Here is a 14,251-nt window from a genome sequence, read left to right as displayed (position 1 = left end):
ACCCTCAGGCCGGCCCTGTAGCGACCGGACGCGCGGGATCTACGCCCCATTCGGACCAGGACCCATCGTACAGCGCACGGGGCGGGTGGCCCAGCGTCTCCAGGGCGAGCGAGACGATGGCCGCCGTGACGCCTGAACCGCAGGTGGTGATGACCGGCTTTGCCGGATCGACTCCGGCCTCGGCGAAGACGGCGCGCAGGGAATCGGCGTCCTTCAGCCGGCCGTCCGCCTGGAGCGCGGAATAATGGACGTTGCGGGCACCCGGCATGTGGCCGGGACGTACGCCGGGGCGTGGCTCGGCCTCCTCGCCACGGAAGCGCGGGGCGGAACGGGCATCCACGACCTGCGCCGAACCGCTCTCCAGGGCGCGCGCGACATCGCCGGCATCGGCCACGGCGCCATGGTCCAGTCGCGCCGAGAAATGGCGCCGGTCGCGCCGGGGGCCGTCGCCATCCTCGGTCTTGCCGCCGGAGGCGAGCCAGGCCGGGAAACCGCCTTCCAGGATCTGGACGTCGCGCACGCCGAAGGTGCGCAGCATCCACCAGACCCGGGGGGCGGAGAACAGACCCATTCCGTCATAGACGATGATGTGCATGCCGTCGCCGATGCCGAGTTCGCGCATGCGCGAGGCGAAGACCTCCGGGCGGGGCAGCATGTGCGGCAGCGGCGACGTCTCGTCACTCATGGCATCGATATCGAAGCGGATCGCGCCGGGTATGTGCGCGGCCTGGTACTCGGCCTCGGCGTTCCTGCCTTGGGCGGGAAGATACCATGACGCATCCAGCACGATGATGCCCGGCGCGCCGAGACGCTCCTTGAGCCAGTCGGTCGTGACGAAGTGCGAAGGCGTCATGTTTTCTCGGTCCGTGGTGAGGGTCAGCGCCACTCAACCACATCCGCCCCCGGCTTGCACAGTCGGTGCGTTGAGGCGAAAGCTCACCGCATGACGAGCCGCAGCCACGAACCCCTTCCGGAGCGGACAGAATCGTGAGTCCCCGCGAGACGTTCCACATCGAGATTCTCGGCGCCGAGGACGAGGGAGAGGATCGCGTGCGCCAGCGCCTGTCGATCCGCGCGAGCGGGCCCGAGAGCGCCACCGAGCGCGCGCTCCTGCTGTTCGCACGGGCACGGGCACCGCAGCGCTCGGGCGGACCGGCCGAGGCGGTACGGGTCATCGACGGGGCGGGGACAGAGGTCTTCCACCGCACGCGTTTCGACGAGACCGCCTGACCATGCGCGTCTTCGCGGGCCTCGTTCTGATGCTTCTGTTCGCGGGCCTGTTCGTACGGAGCTACACATTGCCGCCCGCACCGGACCGGCGCGGCGGCACCACCATCGCCCTGGCCTGGCCGAATCGTGCCCTGTTCGGCAGCCCACGCGGCGATTGCGTCGGCGGCCCGGAAGACGAGGCGGTCATCGCCTGCCTGATCGGCTCCGTGTCCCGGTTCCGGGCCGAGACGATACCCCTCGTCCAGCTCCCGTTCTGCGGCACCTGCTACGGCCTGTCCCAGACCCTCGCCTCCCTCGGCCGGGACGAGAAAGCGGTCCAGGCCAAGCTCGCCCAGATGGCGCGTTTCGGCTGGTAAGGCCACACGTCCAGGCGCTCAGCGTATGGCTCAAGGCCGAGATTGACTTCGCAGGCGCGAAAGCGCATATCGCAGTTGCAGCGTCAGCGGCCGTGACAGGTTCGCTTGAGAGGGCTGCGTGACGGATCGCCGATTGCGCGTCAGCGCGACCCAAGCGACCTGAGCCCCTCTCTTCAAACGTGCATGCACCCGGATCGCCCCATCACGCGGGCGACCTCCAGCTCAACGGACCAGTCCCTTCGATAAGACGGCCATCCTATCCGATGGCGTCCGGCCGGTCCCGCTGCCTGAAAGTCTACCCTTGACCCAATTTACCGATTTCGGCCTCGCTCAGCCCGTGCTGCGCGCCCTGGATGAGGCCGGCTACAAGACTCCGACCCCGATCCAGGCTCAGGCCCTGCGCCCCGCCATGGAAGGCCGCGACCTCTGCGGCATCGCCCAGACCGGCACCGGCAAGACTGCGGCCTTCGCGCTGCCGATCCTGCACCGCCTCGCCCAGAACCCGCGCAAGGCCATCCGCCGCGGCTGCCGCGTGCTGGTGCTCTCGCCCACCCGCGAACTCGCCAACCAGATCGCCGAGAGCTTCTCGGATTACGGCAAGCACCTGTCCTTCACCAACACCGTGGTGTTCGGCGGCGTCACCATCTCCCGCCAGGAGAAGGCGCTCGCCAACGGCGTCGACATCCTCGTCGCCACGCCGGGCCGCCTCATGGATCTCATCGAGCGTCGCTCGCTGACCCTCGAAGCCGTCGAGATCCTCGTCCTCGACGAGGCCGACCAGATGCTCGACCTCGGCTTCATCCACGCCCTCAAGCGCATCGTGAAGATGCTGCCGAAGGAGCGCCAGAGCCTGTTCTTCTCGGCGACCATGCCGAAGAACATCGCGGGCCTCGCCGACCAGTACCTGCGTGACCCGGTCCAGGTGGCCGTGACTCCCGTGGCGACGACGGCCGAGCGTGTGACGCAGGAGGTCATCTTCGCCCATACCGGTGCGAAGCAGGCCCTGCTGAACCACATCCTGCGCGACCCCGCCATCGAACGCGTCCTGGTCTTCACCCGCACCAAGCACGGCGCAGACCGGGTCGTGCGCGGCCTGGAGAAGGTCGGGATCAACGCCTCGGCCATTCACGGCAACAAGTCCCAGCCGCAGCGCGAGCGTGCTCTCGCCGCGTTCAAGGACGGGTCCTGCCGCGTTCTGGTGGCCACCGACATCGCCGCCCGCGGCATCGACGTCGAGGCGGTGAGCCACGTCATCAACTACGATCTCCCCAACGTCCCCGAGAGCTACGTCCACCGCATCGGCCGCACCGCGCGCGCCGGTGCGAACGGGCTCGCCATCTCGTTCTGCAACGACGAGGAGAAGGCCTACCTTCGGGATATCGAGCGTACCACGCGCCAGAAAATTCCCGTCGGCGCCTTCCCCGAGGGCTTCAACCCGCCGACCCGCCAGGAAGCGGCTGAAGCCGCGCAGGCCGAGGAGCGTCGTCCGGCGCCCCAGGGCCAGCGTCCCGGCCAGCGCCAGGGTCAGCGCCCCGGCGGCGGACGCCCCGGCTTCGGCGGTCGTCCCGGTGGCGGTCGCGGCGGCGAGAGCCGTGGCGGCCAGCCCGGCGGTCCGGCCCGTTCCGGCCGTCCGCAGGAAGGCCGCGGCGATCGTCCGGCGGAAGGGCAGGGCCGTGGCCCCCGTCCCGACCAGCGCGGCGACACCCGCGCTCCGCGCCAGGGTGAACGCCCGCGCAGCAGCGGCGGCGGCGGCAATGCCGCCGGCGAAGGTCGCGCCATCGGCTGGCTCGACCGCTTCCCGCGTTCCTGATCCGAATCGATCCCAGACGGTCGAGTTCGCTCGACACGACGCCGCCCCGGATCGTCCGGGGCGGCGTTTTCGTTTGAGCCCAAGGCCGGGACGGATATTGCTTACGGACGATCCCGCGCCATCTCAGCCTCTGGCGGGCATCTCCGCGAGGGAGGCATGGGCATGCGTTTCGAGCTGTACCGGGATTCGAGTGGCGACTGGCGCTGGCGCCTCCGAGTCACGAACGGGAACGTCATCGCCGATTCGGCCGAAGGCTATGCCCGCAGGGAAGATTGCGAGCATGGCATCACCCTCGTGAAGGGTTCGGCCGATGCCAGCATCGTCGACATGACGTTGAAGATCGCCTGACCCGTCCACGCGAAGTCACCGACGCGGAGACCCCGCCCGCGAAGGCCGTTCCCGGGAAGGCTGCCGTTAAGCTTGCCGACGGAGGGCATGAAACGGTTTGCCGATTCTGTGCGTTCGGCTGACGGCCAAGCATGCATTCCTTCGCATGCCGTCGTATCATCACCGTCGTTCGATCACTCGAGGAGTCATGAACGTGTTGAGAAAACTCCTTCTGGCCGCCTTGCTGGCCCTGGGCTTCGCCGCCCTGGCCCCCCAGGGTGCCTCGGCCGCGCCCATCGGCCCAGTCTCGGCCCTTCAGAGCGAGGCCGCACCGGCCGTCGCCGAGAAGGCGCAGTACTACTATCGCCGGCCGTATTACCGTCGCCCGTTCTACGGTCGTCCTTACTACGCCCGTCCGTATTACCGTCGGCCGTACTTCGCGCCGCGTCCGTTCTACCGCCGCCCGTTTTACGGCCCGCGCCGGTTCTACGGCCCGCGTCGCTTCTACTACTAAGTCGGTCACGCCGGTCGGTTTCGAGGCCCGGTCGTCCCATTCGGGACGGCCGGGCTTTTTCTTGACCTGATGCCCCTTGTCGGCCGATGCAGGAGGCCAAGCGACGTCTCGGACGAACGAAGGCGTCGCAACGAGGATGGGTGGAGACCGGAATGGGCGAGACCAGCGACCCGCGCGGCGACCTCACGGTGCGCACCATCGCCATGCCGGCCGACACCAACGCCAATGGCGACATCTTCGGCGGCTGGGTGATGTCGCAGATGGACCAGGCAGGCGGGATTGCCGGCGTCGACCAGGCCCAAGGCCGCGTGGTCACGGTGGCGGTCGACGCGATGACCTTCATTCGTCCGGTACGGGTGGGCGATGTGCTCTGCGTCTACACCCGAGTAGAGAGTGTCGGCCGCACGTCCATGAAGATCCAGGTCGAAGCCTGGGCGCGCCGCTTCCGCACCAAGCTGCGCGAGAAGGTGACCGAGGCGACCTTCACCTTCGTCGCCATCGACGATGACGGGCGCCCACGTCGGCTTCCCAAACCGGAGCCGGAACAGGGAATGTGAGCCCTGAACCGGCCCTAGGGTTCAGCTCGCGGCTCAGACGTTCGGCGGTGCCACACGCTGGCGCAGGCCGGTGATCACCGCCTTCAGGATATCCGAATCGAGGTGATCGCCCGTGACCGAGCGAACGGTTTCGATCCGGTCGTGGATGAAGGCGAGTTTGGCGATGACAGCCGGTGTCAGCTTGAAGGGATAGAGCGCCGGCTGCCCCATGCTGCGGCTCAAGGAATTCACCGCATAGGTCAGCGGCAACCAGGCCGAGATCAGGCGATCGAGGTCTGGCGACTGATACGGATCGAAGTCGATCACGACGGGGTCCGGCGCGCCGTTGCGCAGGCGAGGCCGCACGTGCAGTTCGAACGTGCTCGCCGTCTCCACCGTGTCGACGATGTGGAGGTAATGCGCCCAGGTCTCGGCGAAATCCTCCCATGGGTGGCTGGTGGCATAGGCGCTGACGTAGGATTCCTGCCAGTCCGCCGGCGCGCCTTGGGCGTAGTAACGCTGCAGGGCCATGCCGTAGCTGGCACGCTCGTCGCCGAACAGGTCACGGAACGACCAGATGCTCTGATCGTAGCGGATCAGGACGTTCCAGAAATAATGCCCGATCTCGTGGCGGAAATGGCCGAGGAGCGTGCGGTAATACTCCCCGAACAGCATCCTGCGCCGTTCGCGCTCGACATCGTCCGCCTCGGCGATATTCAGGGTGATGAGGCCGCTGCGATGCCCGGTGAGCACGGGAGGGCCGACGCTGTAACTCTCGGCGGGGTCGACGAGGAAGTCGAAGGCCAGACCGGTGGCGGGGTTCTCGTCCCGTGTCATCAGGGGCAGGTCGAGGCGAAGCAGCGAGTAGAACAACCGGTGCTTGGCGGCCTCGATCTGGCGCCAGCGCGTCAGATTCCAGGCAAGGGCCAGGTCCGGCACCACCCTGTTGTGCCGACAGCAAGTACAGTACCGGTCTGGACTGTCATCGGGCAGCAGCCAATTGCAGGCGCTGAACTCGGCATTTGCACAGAAGCGGTACTTCCGGCCCGGATCGGCATAGGCGTGCCAGACCGTCCCGGAGGGCTCCAGGGCGGAAATCTCGTGGGTGCCGCAGACATAGCCGAGCCGCCGCTGACAGCTCTCGCATTCCGTACTCTCGAAACTCGCCGGCTGGTTGCAAGCCTGGCACTGAAAGATCTTCATGGGCCGGCCGGGCCCGCACTATGGGCGCCGGCATATGCGTGAGGGAACGCTTCGCGGCGAAGCCCCGCGTCACGATGCACGGAATTTGCTTTCTGCTCGACGGCGGGCAGCGTCGCCATGCCGTCTGTCTGAACTGCCAGGGCCAATCTGCTCACGTGATGAACGTCGTCACCTCCCATCGCCCGGTAGGGCAACGCCGCTGTAGACTAGCACCGATTTCGGCTGCCGTCGGCGGCGATCACAGCCTATGGTCATTCGGCCTCAAAACGCCGATGACAACCGTGGGGCGCTTCGGTGATGCGCTCCGGTTTCCCGCCACCGCCGCGCGTCCGCCGCGCGCCCGGTCTCACGTCCGAACCAGCGGGAGTCCCCGTGTCCATTAAAGCCGCTCTGCACCACGTCACTCACTACAAGTACGATCGGCCGATCCAGCTCGGACCGCAGGTGATCCGCCTGCGCCCCGCGCCGCATACGCGCTCGACCGTGCCGGCCTATTCCCTCAAGATCCTGCCGGAGAACCACTTCATCAACTGGCAGCAGGACCCGAACGGGAACTGGCTCGCCCGTCTGGTCTTCCCTGAGCGGACCACCGAATTGAAGATCGAGGTCGATTTGACCGCCGAGATGGCGGTCATCAACCCGTTCGATTTCTTCGTCGAGGATTACGCCCAGACCCGCCCCTTCGCTTACGAGAGCGACCTGACCGCGGAGCTGAAGCCTTATCTCGTCACCGACGACGCGGTGGGCCCCGAGATCGACGCCCTGCTCGAGCGGCTGCCCGAACAGCCCAACACCGTGCTCTTCCTCGTGGCCCTCAACGCCATGATCGCCTCCGAGATCACCTACGGCGTCCGCATGGAGCCCGGTGTCCAGACACCGTCCGAGACGCTGACGCTCAAGAGCGGCTCCTGCCGCGATTCCGCTTGGCTCCTTGTCCAGGTGCTGCGCCGCATCGGCCTCGCCGCGCGCTTCGTCTCCGGCTACCTGATCCAGCTCGTTCCCGACACCACCGCCGTCGACGGGCCGGCGGGCACCAGCACGGACTTCACCGATCTTCATGCCTGGGCCGAGGTCTACCTGCCCGGCGCCGGCTGGATCGGCCTCGACGCCACGTCGGGCCTCCTCTGCGGCGAAGGGCATATCCCCCTTGCCGCCACCCCGCATTATCAATCGGCCGCGCCGATTTCCGGCCTCGCCGAACCCGCCGAGGTGGAGTTCGGCTTCGAGATGACGGTGACTCGCGTGGCGGAAGCCCCGCGCATCACGAAGCCCTTCTCCGAGGAGGTCTGGGCCAAGATGGACGCCCTGGGCGAGCGGATCGACGTCGATCTCGCCGAACAGGACGTGCGCCTGACCATGGGCGGCGAGCCGACCTTCGTCTCCATCGACGATTTCGAATCGGCCGAGTGGAACGCCGCCGCCGTGGGGCCGACCAAGCGCGGCCTCGCCGACAAGCTGATCCGGCGCCTGCGCACCCGCTTCGGACCGGGCGGCATGCTGCATTACGGCCAGGGCAAATGGTATCCGGGCGAGAGCCTGCCGCGCTGGGCCTTCGCCCTGTACTGGCGCCGGGACGGCAAGCCGATCTGGAGCAATCCCGACCTCGTCGCCAAGGAGGACGGCCCGCGTGACGCCACCTCCAGCAAGGCGAAGGCGCTGATCGACGGCGTCGCCAAGCGCCTCGGCCTCGAAACCTACGTGTTCCCCGCCTTCGAAGACCCGATCTACTGGGAGGAGAAGCGGGAGGAGCTGCCGATCAACGTCACCACCTCCGACGCCAAGTTTCCGAACCCGGAGACCAATGCCCGTATCGCGCGGGTGTTCGAACGCGGCCTCGGCGAGGCCGCCGGCTATGCTCTTCCCCTGGCGAGCCTGCCCATGGGTAAGGACGATCCCGACGACCGTCGCTGGATCTCGGAGCCCTGGGAGTTCCGCCGTACCCACGCCTTCCTGACGCCGGGTGACTCGCCGGTCGGATATCGGCTGCCCCTGAGTTCGCTGCCCTTCGTGCCGCCGGAGCATTACCCCTATTATCAGCCCCAGGACCCGCTGGAGGAGCGGGGCGCGCTCCCCGAGGGTCATCCCGGCACGAAGACCGAGAACGGATCGGGCGTCACCGGCGTCGCCGTGCGCACGGCGCTCGCGGTCGAGCCCCGGGATGGGGTGCTGCGGGTGTTCATGCCGCCGCTGCAGCGGGTGGACGAGTATCTCGAACTCATCGGGCATCTCGAGGCCGTCGCCGCCGAGCTGAAGCAGCCCCTGCATATCGAGGGCTACGAGCCGCCGTTCGATCCGCGCCTCAACGTCATCAAGGTCACGCCCGATCCGGGCGTGATCGAGGTGAACGTGCATCCTGCCACTTCCTGGCGCGAGGCCGTCACCATCACGAGCGAGCTCTACGAGGATGCCCGCCAGATCCGCCTCGGCGCGCAGAAATTCATGACCGACGGCCGCCATACCGGCACCGGCGGCGGCAACCACGTGGTGCTGGGCGGCGCCACCCCGGCGGATTCGCCGTTCCTGCGCCGGCCGGACCTGCTGAAGAGCCTCGTGCTCTACTGGCAGCGCCACCCCTCGCTCTCCTACCTGTTCGCCGGGCTCTATATCGGCCCGACGAGCCAGGCGCCGCGCATGGACGAGGCCCGGCACGACGGGCTCTACGAGCTCGAGATCGCCCTGGCGCAGGTGCCCAAACCCGACGAGCCCAACATCCCGCGCTGGCTCGTGGACCGGATCTTCCGCAACATCCTCGTGGACGTCACCGGAAACACCCACCGCTCCGAGATCTGCATCGACAAGCTCTACTCGCCGGACGGCCCCACCGGCCGCCTCGGCCTGCTGGAGTTCCGCTCCTTCGAGATGCCGCCGGACCCGCGCATGAGCCTCGCCCAGCAATTGCTGTTGCGGGCCATCGTCGCCTGGGCCTGGCGCGAACCGCAGGAAGGCGGCTGTGTCCGTTGGGGCACGGGCCTGCACGATCGCTTCATGCTGCCCCACTTCCTCTGGACGGACTTCCTCGGCGTGCTGGAAGACCTCCGCCAAGCCGGCTACGACTTCGATCCGGCGGCGTTCCAAGCGCAGTACGAGTTCCGCTTCCCGGTCTTCGGGACTGTGGAGCAGGGCGGCGTCAAGCTGGAACTGCGGCAAGCATTGGAGCCCTGGCATGTGCTGGGCGAAGAGGGGGCGATCGGTGGAACGGTGCGGTACGTGGACAGCTCGGTGGAGCGTCTGCAGGTCAAGGTCGAGGGCTTCGTCCCCGGCCGCCACATCATCAGCTGCAACGGCCGGCGCCTTCCGATGACCGGCACCGGCACGGTGGGCGAAGCGGTGGCGGGCCTGCGCTTCAAGGCGTGGCAGCCGGCCTCCTCGATGCATCCAACGATCCCCGCGCATTCGCCCCTCACCATCGACATCCTCGATGCGTGGAGCGGACGCTCGATCGGCGGCTGCCGCTACCATGTCAGCCATCCCGGGGGCCGCAACTACGAGACCTTCCCGGTGAACACCTACGAGGCCGAGGGTCGGCGTCTCGCGCGCTTCCAGGCCCATGGCCACACGCCCGGCAAGGTCGAGATGCCGGTCGAGGAGATCAGCCGCGAGTTCCCGCTCACGCTCGACCTCAGGACACCCGCACCCAGATGACGAATATGGCCGAGGCGCAAGCCGGAGGACGGGCGAAGCGTCTTGCGCGCTGGACCTCGGACTACCAGCCTCGGCCCGGTATCCCGGACGAGTTCGTGGGGGCGGGAGGCGCGCATCTCGGTGCCTGGCCCCGCCTGCTGGACCGGCTCGGGACCCTGAGCGGAACCGAGATCACCACCCGCTTCGCCTCGGCGGAGCGGCATATCCGCGATACCGGGATCTCCTACCGGATCTACGGCGACCAGCGCGAGCATGCCTGGCCACTGAGTTCCCTCCCTCTCGTGATCGAGAGCGCCGAATGGCGCGCCCTCAGCACCGGCATCGTCCAGCGCGCGGAGCTGATGGAAACCATCATCTCCGACATCTACGGCCCCGGCCGGATGGTGTCGGAGGGCGTGCTGCCGGCGGCCCTCGTAGCCGGCAGCCCGGAATTCCTGCGACCGCTCTCAGGGGTGAAGCCGCCCGGCGGGCGCTGGCTCAAGCTCTACGCCGCCGATATCGGCCGGGGGCCGGACGGGCGCTGGCGTGTCCTCGCCGACAGGACGCAGGCTCCCTCCGGTCCCGGCTACGCGCTCGAGAACCGGATGGTGCTCACCCGCGCCTTCCCGGACCTCTATGCCGATCTCCATGTCGAGCGCCTCGCCCCGTTCTTTCAGGCGTTTCGCGACGGGCTGGTCATGGGCGCGCAGCGGAGCGACCCGCGTATCGGCCTTCTCACCTCCGGGCCGTTGAGCTCCACCTATGTCGAGCAGGCGGCGCTGGCGCGCTATCTCGGCCTGTTGCTGGTGGAGGGTGACGACCTCGTGATGCAGGACGGCGCGCTCCACGTGCGCACCGTCTCCGGGCTGAAACGCACCGACGTGCTGTGGCGGCGCATCGATTCCGACTATATCGACCCGCTCGAACTGAACCCGGCCTCGCGCCTCGGCATTTCCGGGGTGCTGGAGGCTCTGCGCAACGGCAGTCTCGTCGTCGGCAACATGCCGGGGTCCGGCATCCTCGAATCGGGTGCGCTCGGCGCCTACCTGCCGCGCATCGCCCGCTACTTCCTCGGCACCGATCTCCACCTCGAAGGGCTGAAGAGTTGGTGGTGCGGCGATCCCGACGCGCTCGCCCATGTCCGCGACAACCTCGAACACCTCAACCTTCGCCCAGTGGCGACGCCGACCAAGGGGATGGGTCGCGACGCCATCCTCGGACCGCACGCGATCGTCGCCGAGCGCGAGCGCGTGGTGGCGGCCCTGCGCGACAGGCCCTTCGACTACATCGCCCAGGAACAGGCGCCGCTTTCGACCATGCCGGGCTGGGAGCGTCGGGAGGACGGGATGCGCCTCGTGCCCCGTCCCTTCGTCCTGCGGGTCTTCGCGGCGGCGACGCCGGACGGCTGGCGCGTGATGCCGGGCGGCTTCTGCCGCATCTCGGAGCGCCCCGACGTGAACCCGATCGAGATGCGGGCCGGGATCAAATCGGCGGATGTCTGGGTCCTCTCCGACCGTCCGGTCGAACCGGTCTCGCTGATGCATCCGGGCGCGCCCAGGGTCCGCCGCATCGCCGGGCACCTGCCGTCTCGCGCGGCCGACAACCTGTTCTGGTTCGGCCGCTACGTCGAGCGGGCAGAGGCGGTGATCCGCCTCGTCATCGCCCATCTCGGCAGCGTCGGGAACGCGGTGATCGCCGACATGGCGGGCGACGAGACGGCGCCGACGGCCCTGCGGATCCGCGCCCTGCTCGACGAATGGGGCGCCATCGAAGCGCCCGACCTGCCGACGGCCAAGCTCGCGCAGGAAGCCCTGAGCGGACGCCTCACCTACGGCTCGGCCCTCTCGCACAGCGTGTCGGCACGCCATAACGCGGCCTCCCTGCGCGAAAGGCTCTCCAGCGAGGCATGGCGCGTGCTCGCCGACCTGAAGGATCTCCTGGAACTCGACGAGGCGAAGGAACTGGCCGAGGCCGAGCTCCTCGGCCTGGCGGAGCGTGCCCTCAGCCACATCGCCGCCCTGGCCGGTCTCGCTCAGGAGAACATGAACCGGACCGCCGGCTGGCACTTCGTCGATCTCGGACGCCGGATCGAGCGGGCGATCAACACCTGCTCCTTCGCCGCCAGTTTCGCAGGGGACGAGGCGACGGCCGAGGATCTCGGGGTCATGCTGTCCCTGTGCGACTCGCACGTCTCGTTCGGCGCGCGCTACATGCAGGGCGTGGCGATCGACCCGGTACGCGACATGGTGCTCCTCGACCCGTTCAACCCGCGCTCCGTCGCGTTCCAGGTGGAAGCGATCTGCCGGCATCTCGCCGACCTGCCGGTGTTGCGCGTCGACGGCCTGCCGGAGGCGCACCAGCGCCTCGCTCTCAAGCTGGCCGCCGAATTCACGACCTGCGAGGCATCGGAACTCGACGGCGCCGCCCTGACGCGCCTGGAGAACGCCTTCGAGGGCCTCGCCGACGCGATCGTCACCCGCTACTTCCCCAACGGCCCGCACGCCATGCGTCCGGAGAAGCTCGTGGGGCTCGCGTGATCTATACGCTGCGCCACCTCACCACCTACCGCTACGGCAAGCCCGTCCGTTACGCCCGCTGCTCCCTGCGGCTTCAGCCGCGGGACGGGGAGGGGCAGTGTGTCCTATCCAGTGAGTTGACCGTTTCGCCGACACCGCGGACCCGCACCGTGCGGCGCGACTATTTCGGCCTCGACGTGGTGACCTTCCTGATCGACACGCCGCATAACGAGTTGCGGGTCGAAGCCCTGTCGCGGGTCAAGGTGGAGCGTCCGCCGCTGCCGCCGCCCGAATCCGGCATGGCATGGGAATCGGTGCGCGACGCAGCGATTTCCGGTCGGTCGATGGCGCCCGACGCCCCCGTGCATTTCGTGTTCCCGAGCGTCAGGGTTCCCCTCGACCCGGACGTGACCGACTATGCGCGGGCGAGTTTCACACCCGGTCGTAGCGCATATGGCGGAGCCGTCGACCTGATGCGGCGCATGCGTGCCGACTTCAAATTCGACGCGAAGGCCACAACGGTTCACACGCCCCTCGCCAAGGCCTTCGCCCTGAAGGCGGGGGTGTGCCAGGATTTCGCGCATATCATGATCGCCGGCCTGCGCGGGCTCGGCCTGCCGGCGGCCTATGTCAGCGGCTACATCCGCACGATCCCTCCCGCCGGACGGCCGCGCCTGCGCGGCGCCGATGCCAGCCATGCCTGGGTCTCGGTCTGGTGCGGGGATGGCTGGATCGGCCTCGATCCCACCAACAATATCGGCGCCTGCGACGACCACATCGTGGTGGCGCGGGGCCGCGACTACACCGACGTCTCGCCCATCGACGGCATCGTCTCCTCTTCCGGCCCGCAGAAGCTCAAGGTCGAGGTGGACGTGATCCCGGACGGCGAAGCGATGCCGGAATCGGCGGGCGAGCCTGAAACCGAAACGGCCTGATTTCGAGCGTCGTCCTACGCGATCCCCTGGTGCCGCAGCGAAGCGAGCGCCTCGACGGAGGCCGCCGGGGAACGCCGAGCGTCGAGGCCTTCAAGGAACGCCGAGCGTCATGGAGGCCTCGTCGGTCCCTCAGGATGAGGTCGCGAGACGGAATGGGTTCCGTCGATTCCTACGCCGGAGTCCGCTTCTCGACGATCGTCGTCTCGATGATCGTGTCCGGCTCGTAGAGCCAGCGCGCCATGGCCCCGGCCATCACGGCACCGAGCACCGGTGCCAGCCAGAACAGCCAGAGCTGGCCCATCGCCTCGCCCCCCGCGAACAGGGCCGGACCGGTGCTGCGCGCAGGATTGACGGAGGTGTTGGTGATCGGGATCGAGATGAGGTGGATCAGCACCAGGGCAAAGCCGATGGGAATACCGGCAAATCCGGTGGCGGCGCCCTTCGATGTCGTCCCGATGATGATGAACAGGAAGAAGAAGGTCGCGAGAACCTCCACGAGGAAGCAGGAGAGCAATCCATACTTGCCTGGGCTGAGGTCGCCGTAGCCGTTCGAGGCGAAGCCGTTAGGCATCCATCCGGCCTTGCCGGAGGCGATGAGGTAGAGCACGCCGGCGCCGAACACGGCCCCGACGATCTGCGCGACGATGTAGGGAATCACATGATGGTCGGCGCAACGCCCGGCGGACCATAGGCCGACGGTGACGGCGGGATTGAAATGGCCACCTGAGATATGGCCCACGGCGTAGGCCATCGTCAGGACCGTGAGTCCGAAGGCGAAGGCCACCCCGAGAAATCCGATCCCCAATTCGGGATAGGCCGCGGAAAAGACGGCTGCGCCGCAGCCACCGAATGTCAGCCAGAATGTTCCAAAAAACTCAGCGGTCGCTCGCCGGATCGTATCATGCGTCATGACAATCTCCGCCCAAATGCAAAGGGACGGCAATCCGGTATTCACGACCGAAGAATCGACCCGATAATCAATATTCGCACGGATAGACTAGTTTTCATCCAGAAACTTCGCAATCACCAATTCGGTGCTACCGAGACCATAACCCGGTGTTGTCTCGCCTCCGCATCCGGAAACCCGGCGCGGCCCCATTCCTCTCGTATGCTGGATGACTTGCCGGCTCGGAGCACGTCCGCGTGACTCATGGACTTGCCCTGTCGACCTCGCTATGGGCGGCGACGGTCGGCGGAATGACC

At 67.7% G+C, this 14,251-nt stretch carries 12 protein-coding genes; 9 read left to right on the top strand and 3 right to left on the bottom strand.

Annotated elements, in window-relative coordinates; all coding sequences use genetic code 11:
• Nucleotides 1-4: 4 nt before the first annotated feature.
• Nucleotides 5-853 carry a 3-mercaptopyruvate sulfurtransferase gene (gene sseA, locus RQI43_RS01475; protein WP_311273978.1) on the bottom strand — a complete coding sequence of 283 codons (849 nt, stop codon included), beginning with the start codon at nucleotides 851-853 and terminating at the stop codon, nucleotides 5-7.
• Between the two features lie 134 nt (nucleotides 854-987).
• Here sseA and RQI43_RS01470 point away from each other — a divergent pair, with 134 nt between their 5' ends.
• The 6 genes from RQI43_RS01470 to yciA all read left to right on the top strand — a co-directional run bounded on the left by RQI43_RS01470 (nucleotide 988) and on the right by yciA (nucleotide 4,794).
• The gene (locus RQI43_RS01470) at nucleotides 988-1,230 is read left to right on the top strand and encodes a hypothetical protein (RefSeq protein WP_311273977.1); all 243 of its coding nucleotides are present in this window, start codon (nucleotides 988-990) and stop codon (nucleotides 1,228-1,230) included.
• Nucleotides 1,231-1,232: 2 nt separating this feature from the next.
• Entirely contained in the window at nucleotides 1,233-1,586 is a 354-nt protein-coding gene (locus RQI43_RS01465) for a hypothetical protein (RefSeq protein ID WP_311273976.1), read from the top strand.
• 301 nt (nucleotides 1,587-1,887) lie between these two features.
• Nucleotides 1,888-3,396 (top strand): DEAD/DEAH box helicase, encoded by a 1,509-nt coding sequence (locus RQI43_RS01460; protein ID WP_056433432.1) that lies wholly within the window; start codon nucleotides 1,888-1,890, stop codon nucleotides 3,394-3,396.
• Between the two features lie 162 nt (nucleotides 3,397-3,558).
• On the top strand, nucleotides 3,559-3,744 hold the full coding sequence (locus RQI43_RS01455; protein ID WP_056433746.1) for a DUF1508 domain-containing protein: 186 nt from the start codon (nucleotides 3,559-3,561) through the stop codon (nucleotides 3,742-3,744).
• Between the two features lie 193 nt (nucleotides 3,745-3,937).
• Nucleotides 3,938-4,237: a hypothetical protein gene (locus tag RQI43_RS01450; RefSeq protein ID WP_056433743.1), complete on the top strand. Its 300-nt coding sequence runs from the start codon at nucleotides 3,938-3,940 to the stop codon at nucleotides 4,235-4,237.
• Nucleotides 4,238-4,389: 152 nt separating this feature from the next.
• Nucleotides 4,390-4,794, top strand: a complete 405-nt coding sequence (gene yciA / locus RQI43_RS01445) for an acyl-CoA thioester hydrolase YciA (RefSeq protein WP_056433429.1) — start codon at nucleotides 4,390-4,392, stop codon at nucleotides 4,792-4,794.
• Between the two features lie 33 nt (nucleotides 4,795-4,827).
• On the opposite strand, the gene RQI43_RS01440 is transcribed toward yciA, so the two are convergent.
• The gene (locus tag RQI43_RS01440) at nucleotides 4,828-5,976 is read right to left on the bottom strand and encodes a putative zinc-binding metallopeptidase (RefSeq protein ID WP_056433426.1); all 1,149 of its coding nucleotides are present in this window, start codon (nucleotides 5,974-5,976) and stop codon (nucleotides 4,828-4,830) included.
• 372 nt (nucleotides 5,977-6,348) lie between these two features.
• On the opposite strand from RQI43_RS01440, the gene RQI43_RS01435 reads away from it, so the two are divergent.
• Genes RQI43_RS01435 through RQI43_RS01425 form a run of 3 tightly spaced genes read left to right on the top strand, consistent with a single transcriptional unit; the run spans nucleotide 6,349 to nucleotide 13,048 of the window.
• Nucleotides 6,349-9,618, top strand: coding sequence for a DUF2126 domain-containing protein (locus RQI43_RS01435; RefSeq protein WP_207411424.1), 3,270 nt, complete (start codon nucleotides 6,349-6,351; stop codon nucleotides 9,616-9,618).
• Nucleotides 9,615-12,134: a circularly permuted type 2 ATP-grasp protein gene (locus tag RQI43_RS01430; RefSeq protein ID WP_311273975.1), complete on the top strand. Its 2,520-nt coding sequence runs from the start codon at nucleotides 9,615-9,617 to the stop codon at nucleotides 12,132-12,134. The genes RQI43_RS01435 and RQI43_RS01430 overlap by 4 nt, the downstream gene beginning before the upstream one ends.
• Nucleotides 12,131-13,048, top strand: coding sequence for a transglutaminase family protein (locus tag RQI43_RS01425; protein ID WP_311273974.1), 918 nt, complete (start codon nucleotides 12,131-12,133; stop codon nucleotides 13,046-13,048). Before RQI43_RS01430 ends, RQI43_RS01425 begins: the two co-directional genes overlap by 4 nt.
• A gap of 169 nt (nucleotides 13,049-13,217) precedes the next feature.
• On the opposite strand, the gene aqpZ is transcribed toward RQI43_RS01425, so the two are convergent.
• Nucleotides 13,218-13,958 (bottom strand): aquaporin Z, encoded by a 741-nt coding sequence (aqpZ, locus tag RQI43_RS01420; protein ID WP_056452802.1) that lies wholly within the window; start codon nucleotides 13,956-13,958, stop codon nucleotides 13,218-13,220.
• Nucleotides 13,959-14,251: the final 293 nt, after the last annotated feature.

It is taken from the genome of Methylobacterium sp. WCS2018Hpa-22 (assembly GCF_031843785.1).
In the GTDB taxonomy this organism is placed as follows: domain Bacteria; phylum Pseudomonadota; class Alphaproteobacteria; order Rhizobiales; family Beijerinckiaceae; genus Methylobacterium.
This window is presented reverse-complemented; position numbering and strand designations above follow the sequence as displayed.

Bases quoted from the DNA above. Each gene is read 5' to 3' on its own strand.
- sseA (WP_311273978.1), bottom strand. From the start codon at position 853: ATGACGCCTTCGCACTTCGTCACGACCGACTGGCTCAAGGAGCGTCTC.
- RQI43_RS01465 (WP_311273976.1), top strand. From the start codon at position 1,233: ATGCGCGTCTTCGCGGGCCTCGTTCTGATGCTTCTGTTCGCGGGCCTG.
- RQI43_RS01455 (WP_056433746.1), top strand. From the start codon at position 3,559: ATGCGTTTCGAGCTGTACCGGGATTCGAGTGGCGACTGGCGCTGGCGC.
- yciA (WP_056433429.1), top strand. From the start codon at position 4,390: ATGGGCGAGACCAGCGACCCGCGCGGCGACCTCACGGTGCGCACCATC.
- RQI43_RS01440 (WP_056433426.1), bottom strand. From the start codon at position 5,976: ATGAAGATCTTTCAGTGCCAGGCTTGCAACCAGCCGGCGAGTTTCGAG.
- RQI43_RS01430 (WP_311273975.1), top strand. From the start codon at position 9,615: ATGACGAATATGGCCGAGGCGCAAGCCGGAGGACGGGCGAAGCGTCTT.
- aqpZ (WP_056452802.1), bottom strand. From the start codon at position 13,958: ATGACGCATGATACGATCCGGCGAGCGACCGCTGAGTTTTTTGGAACA.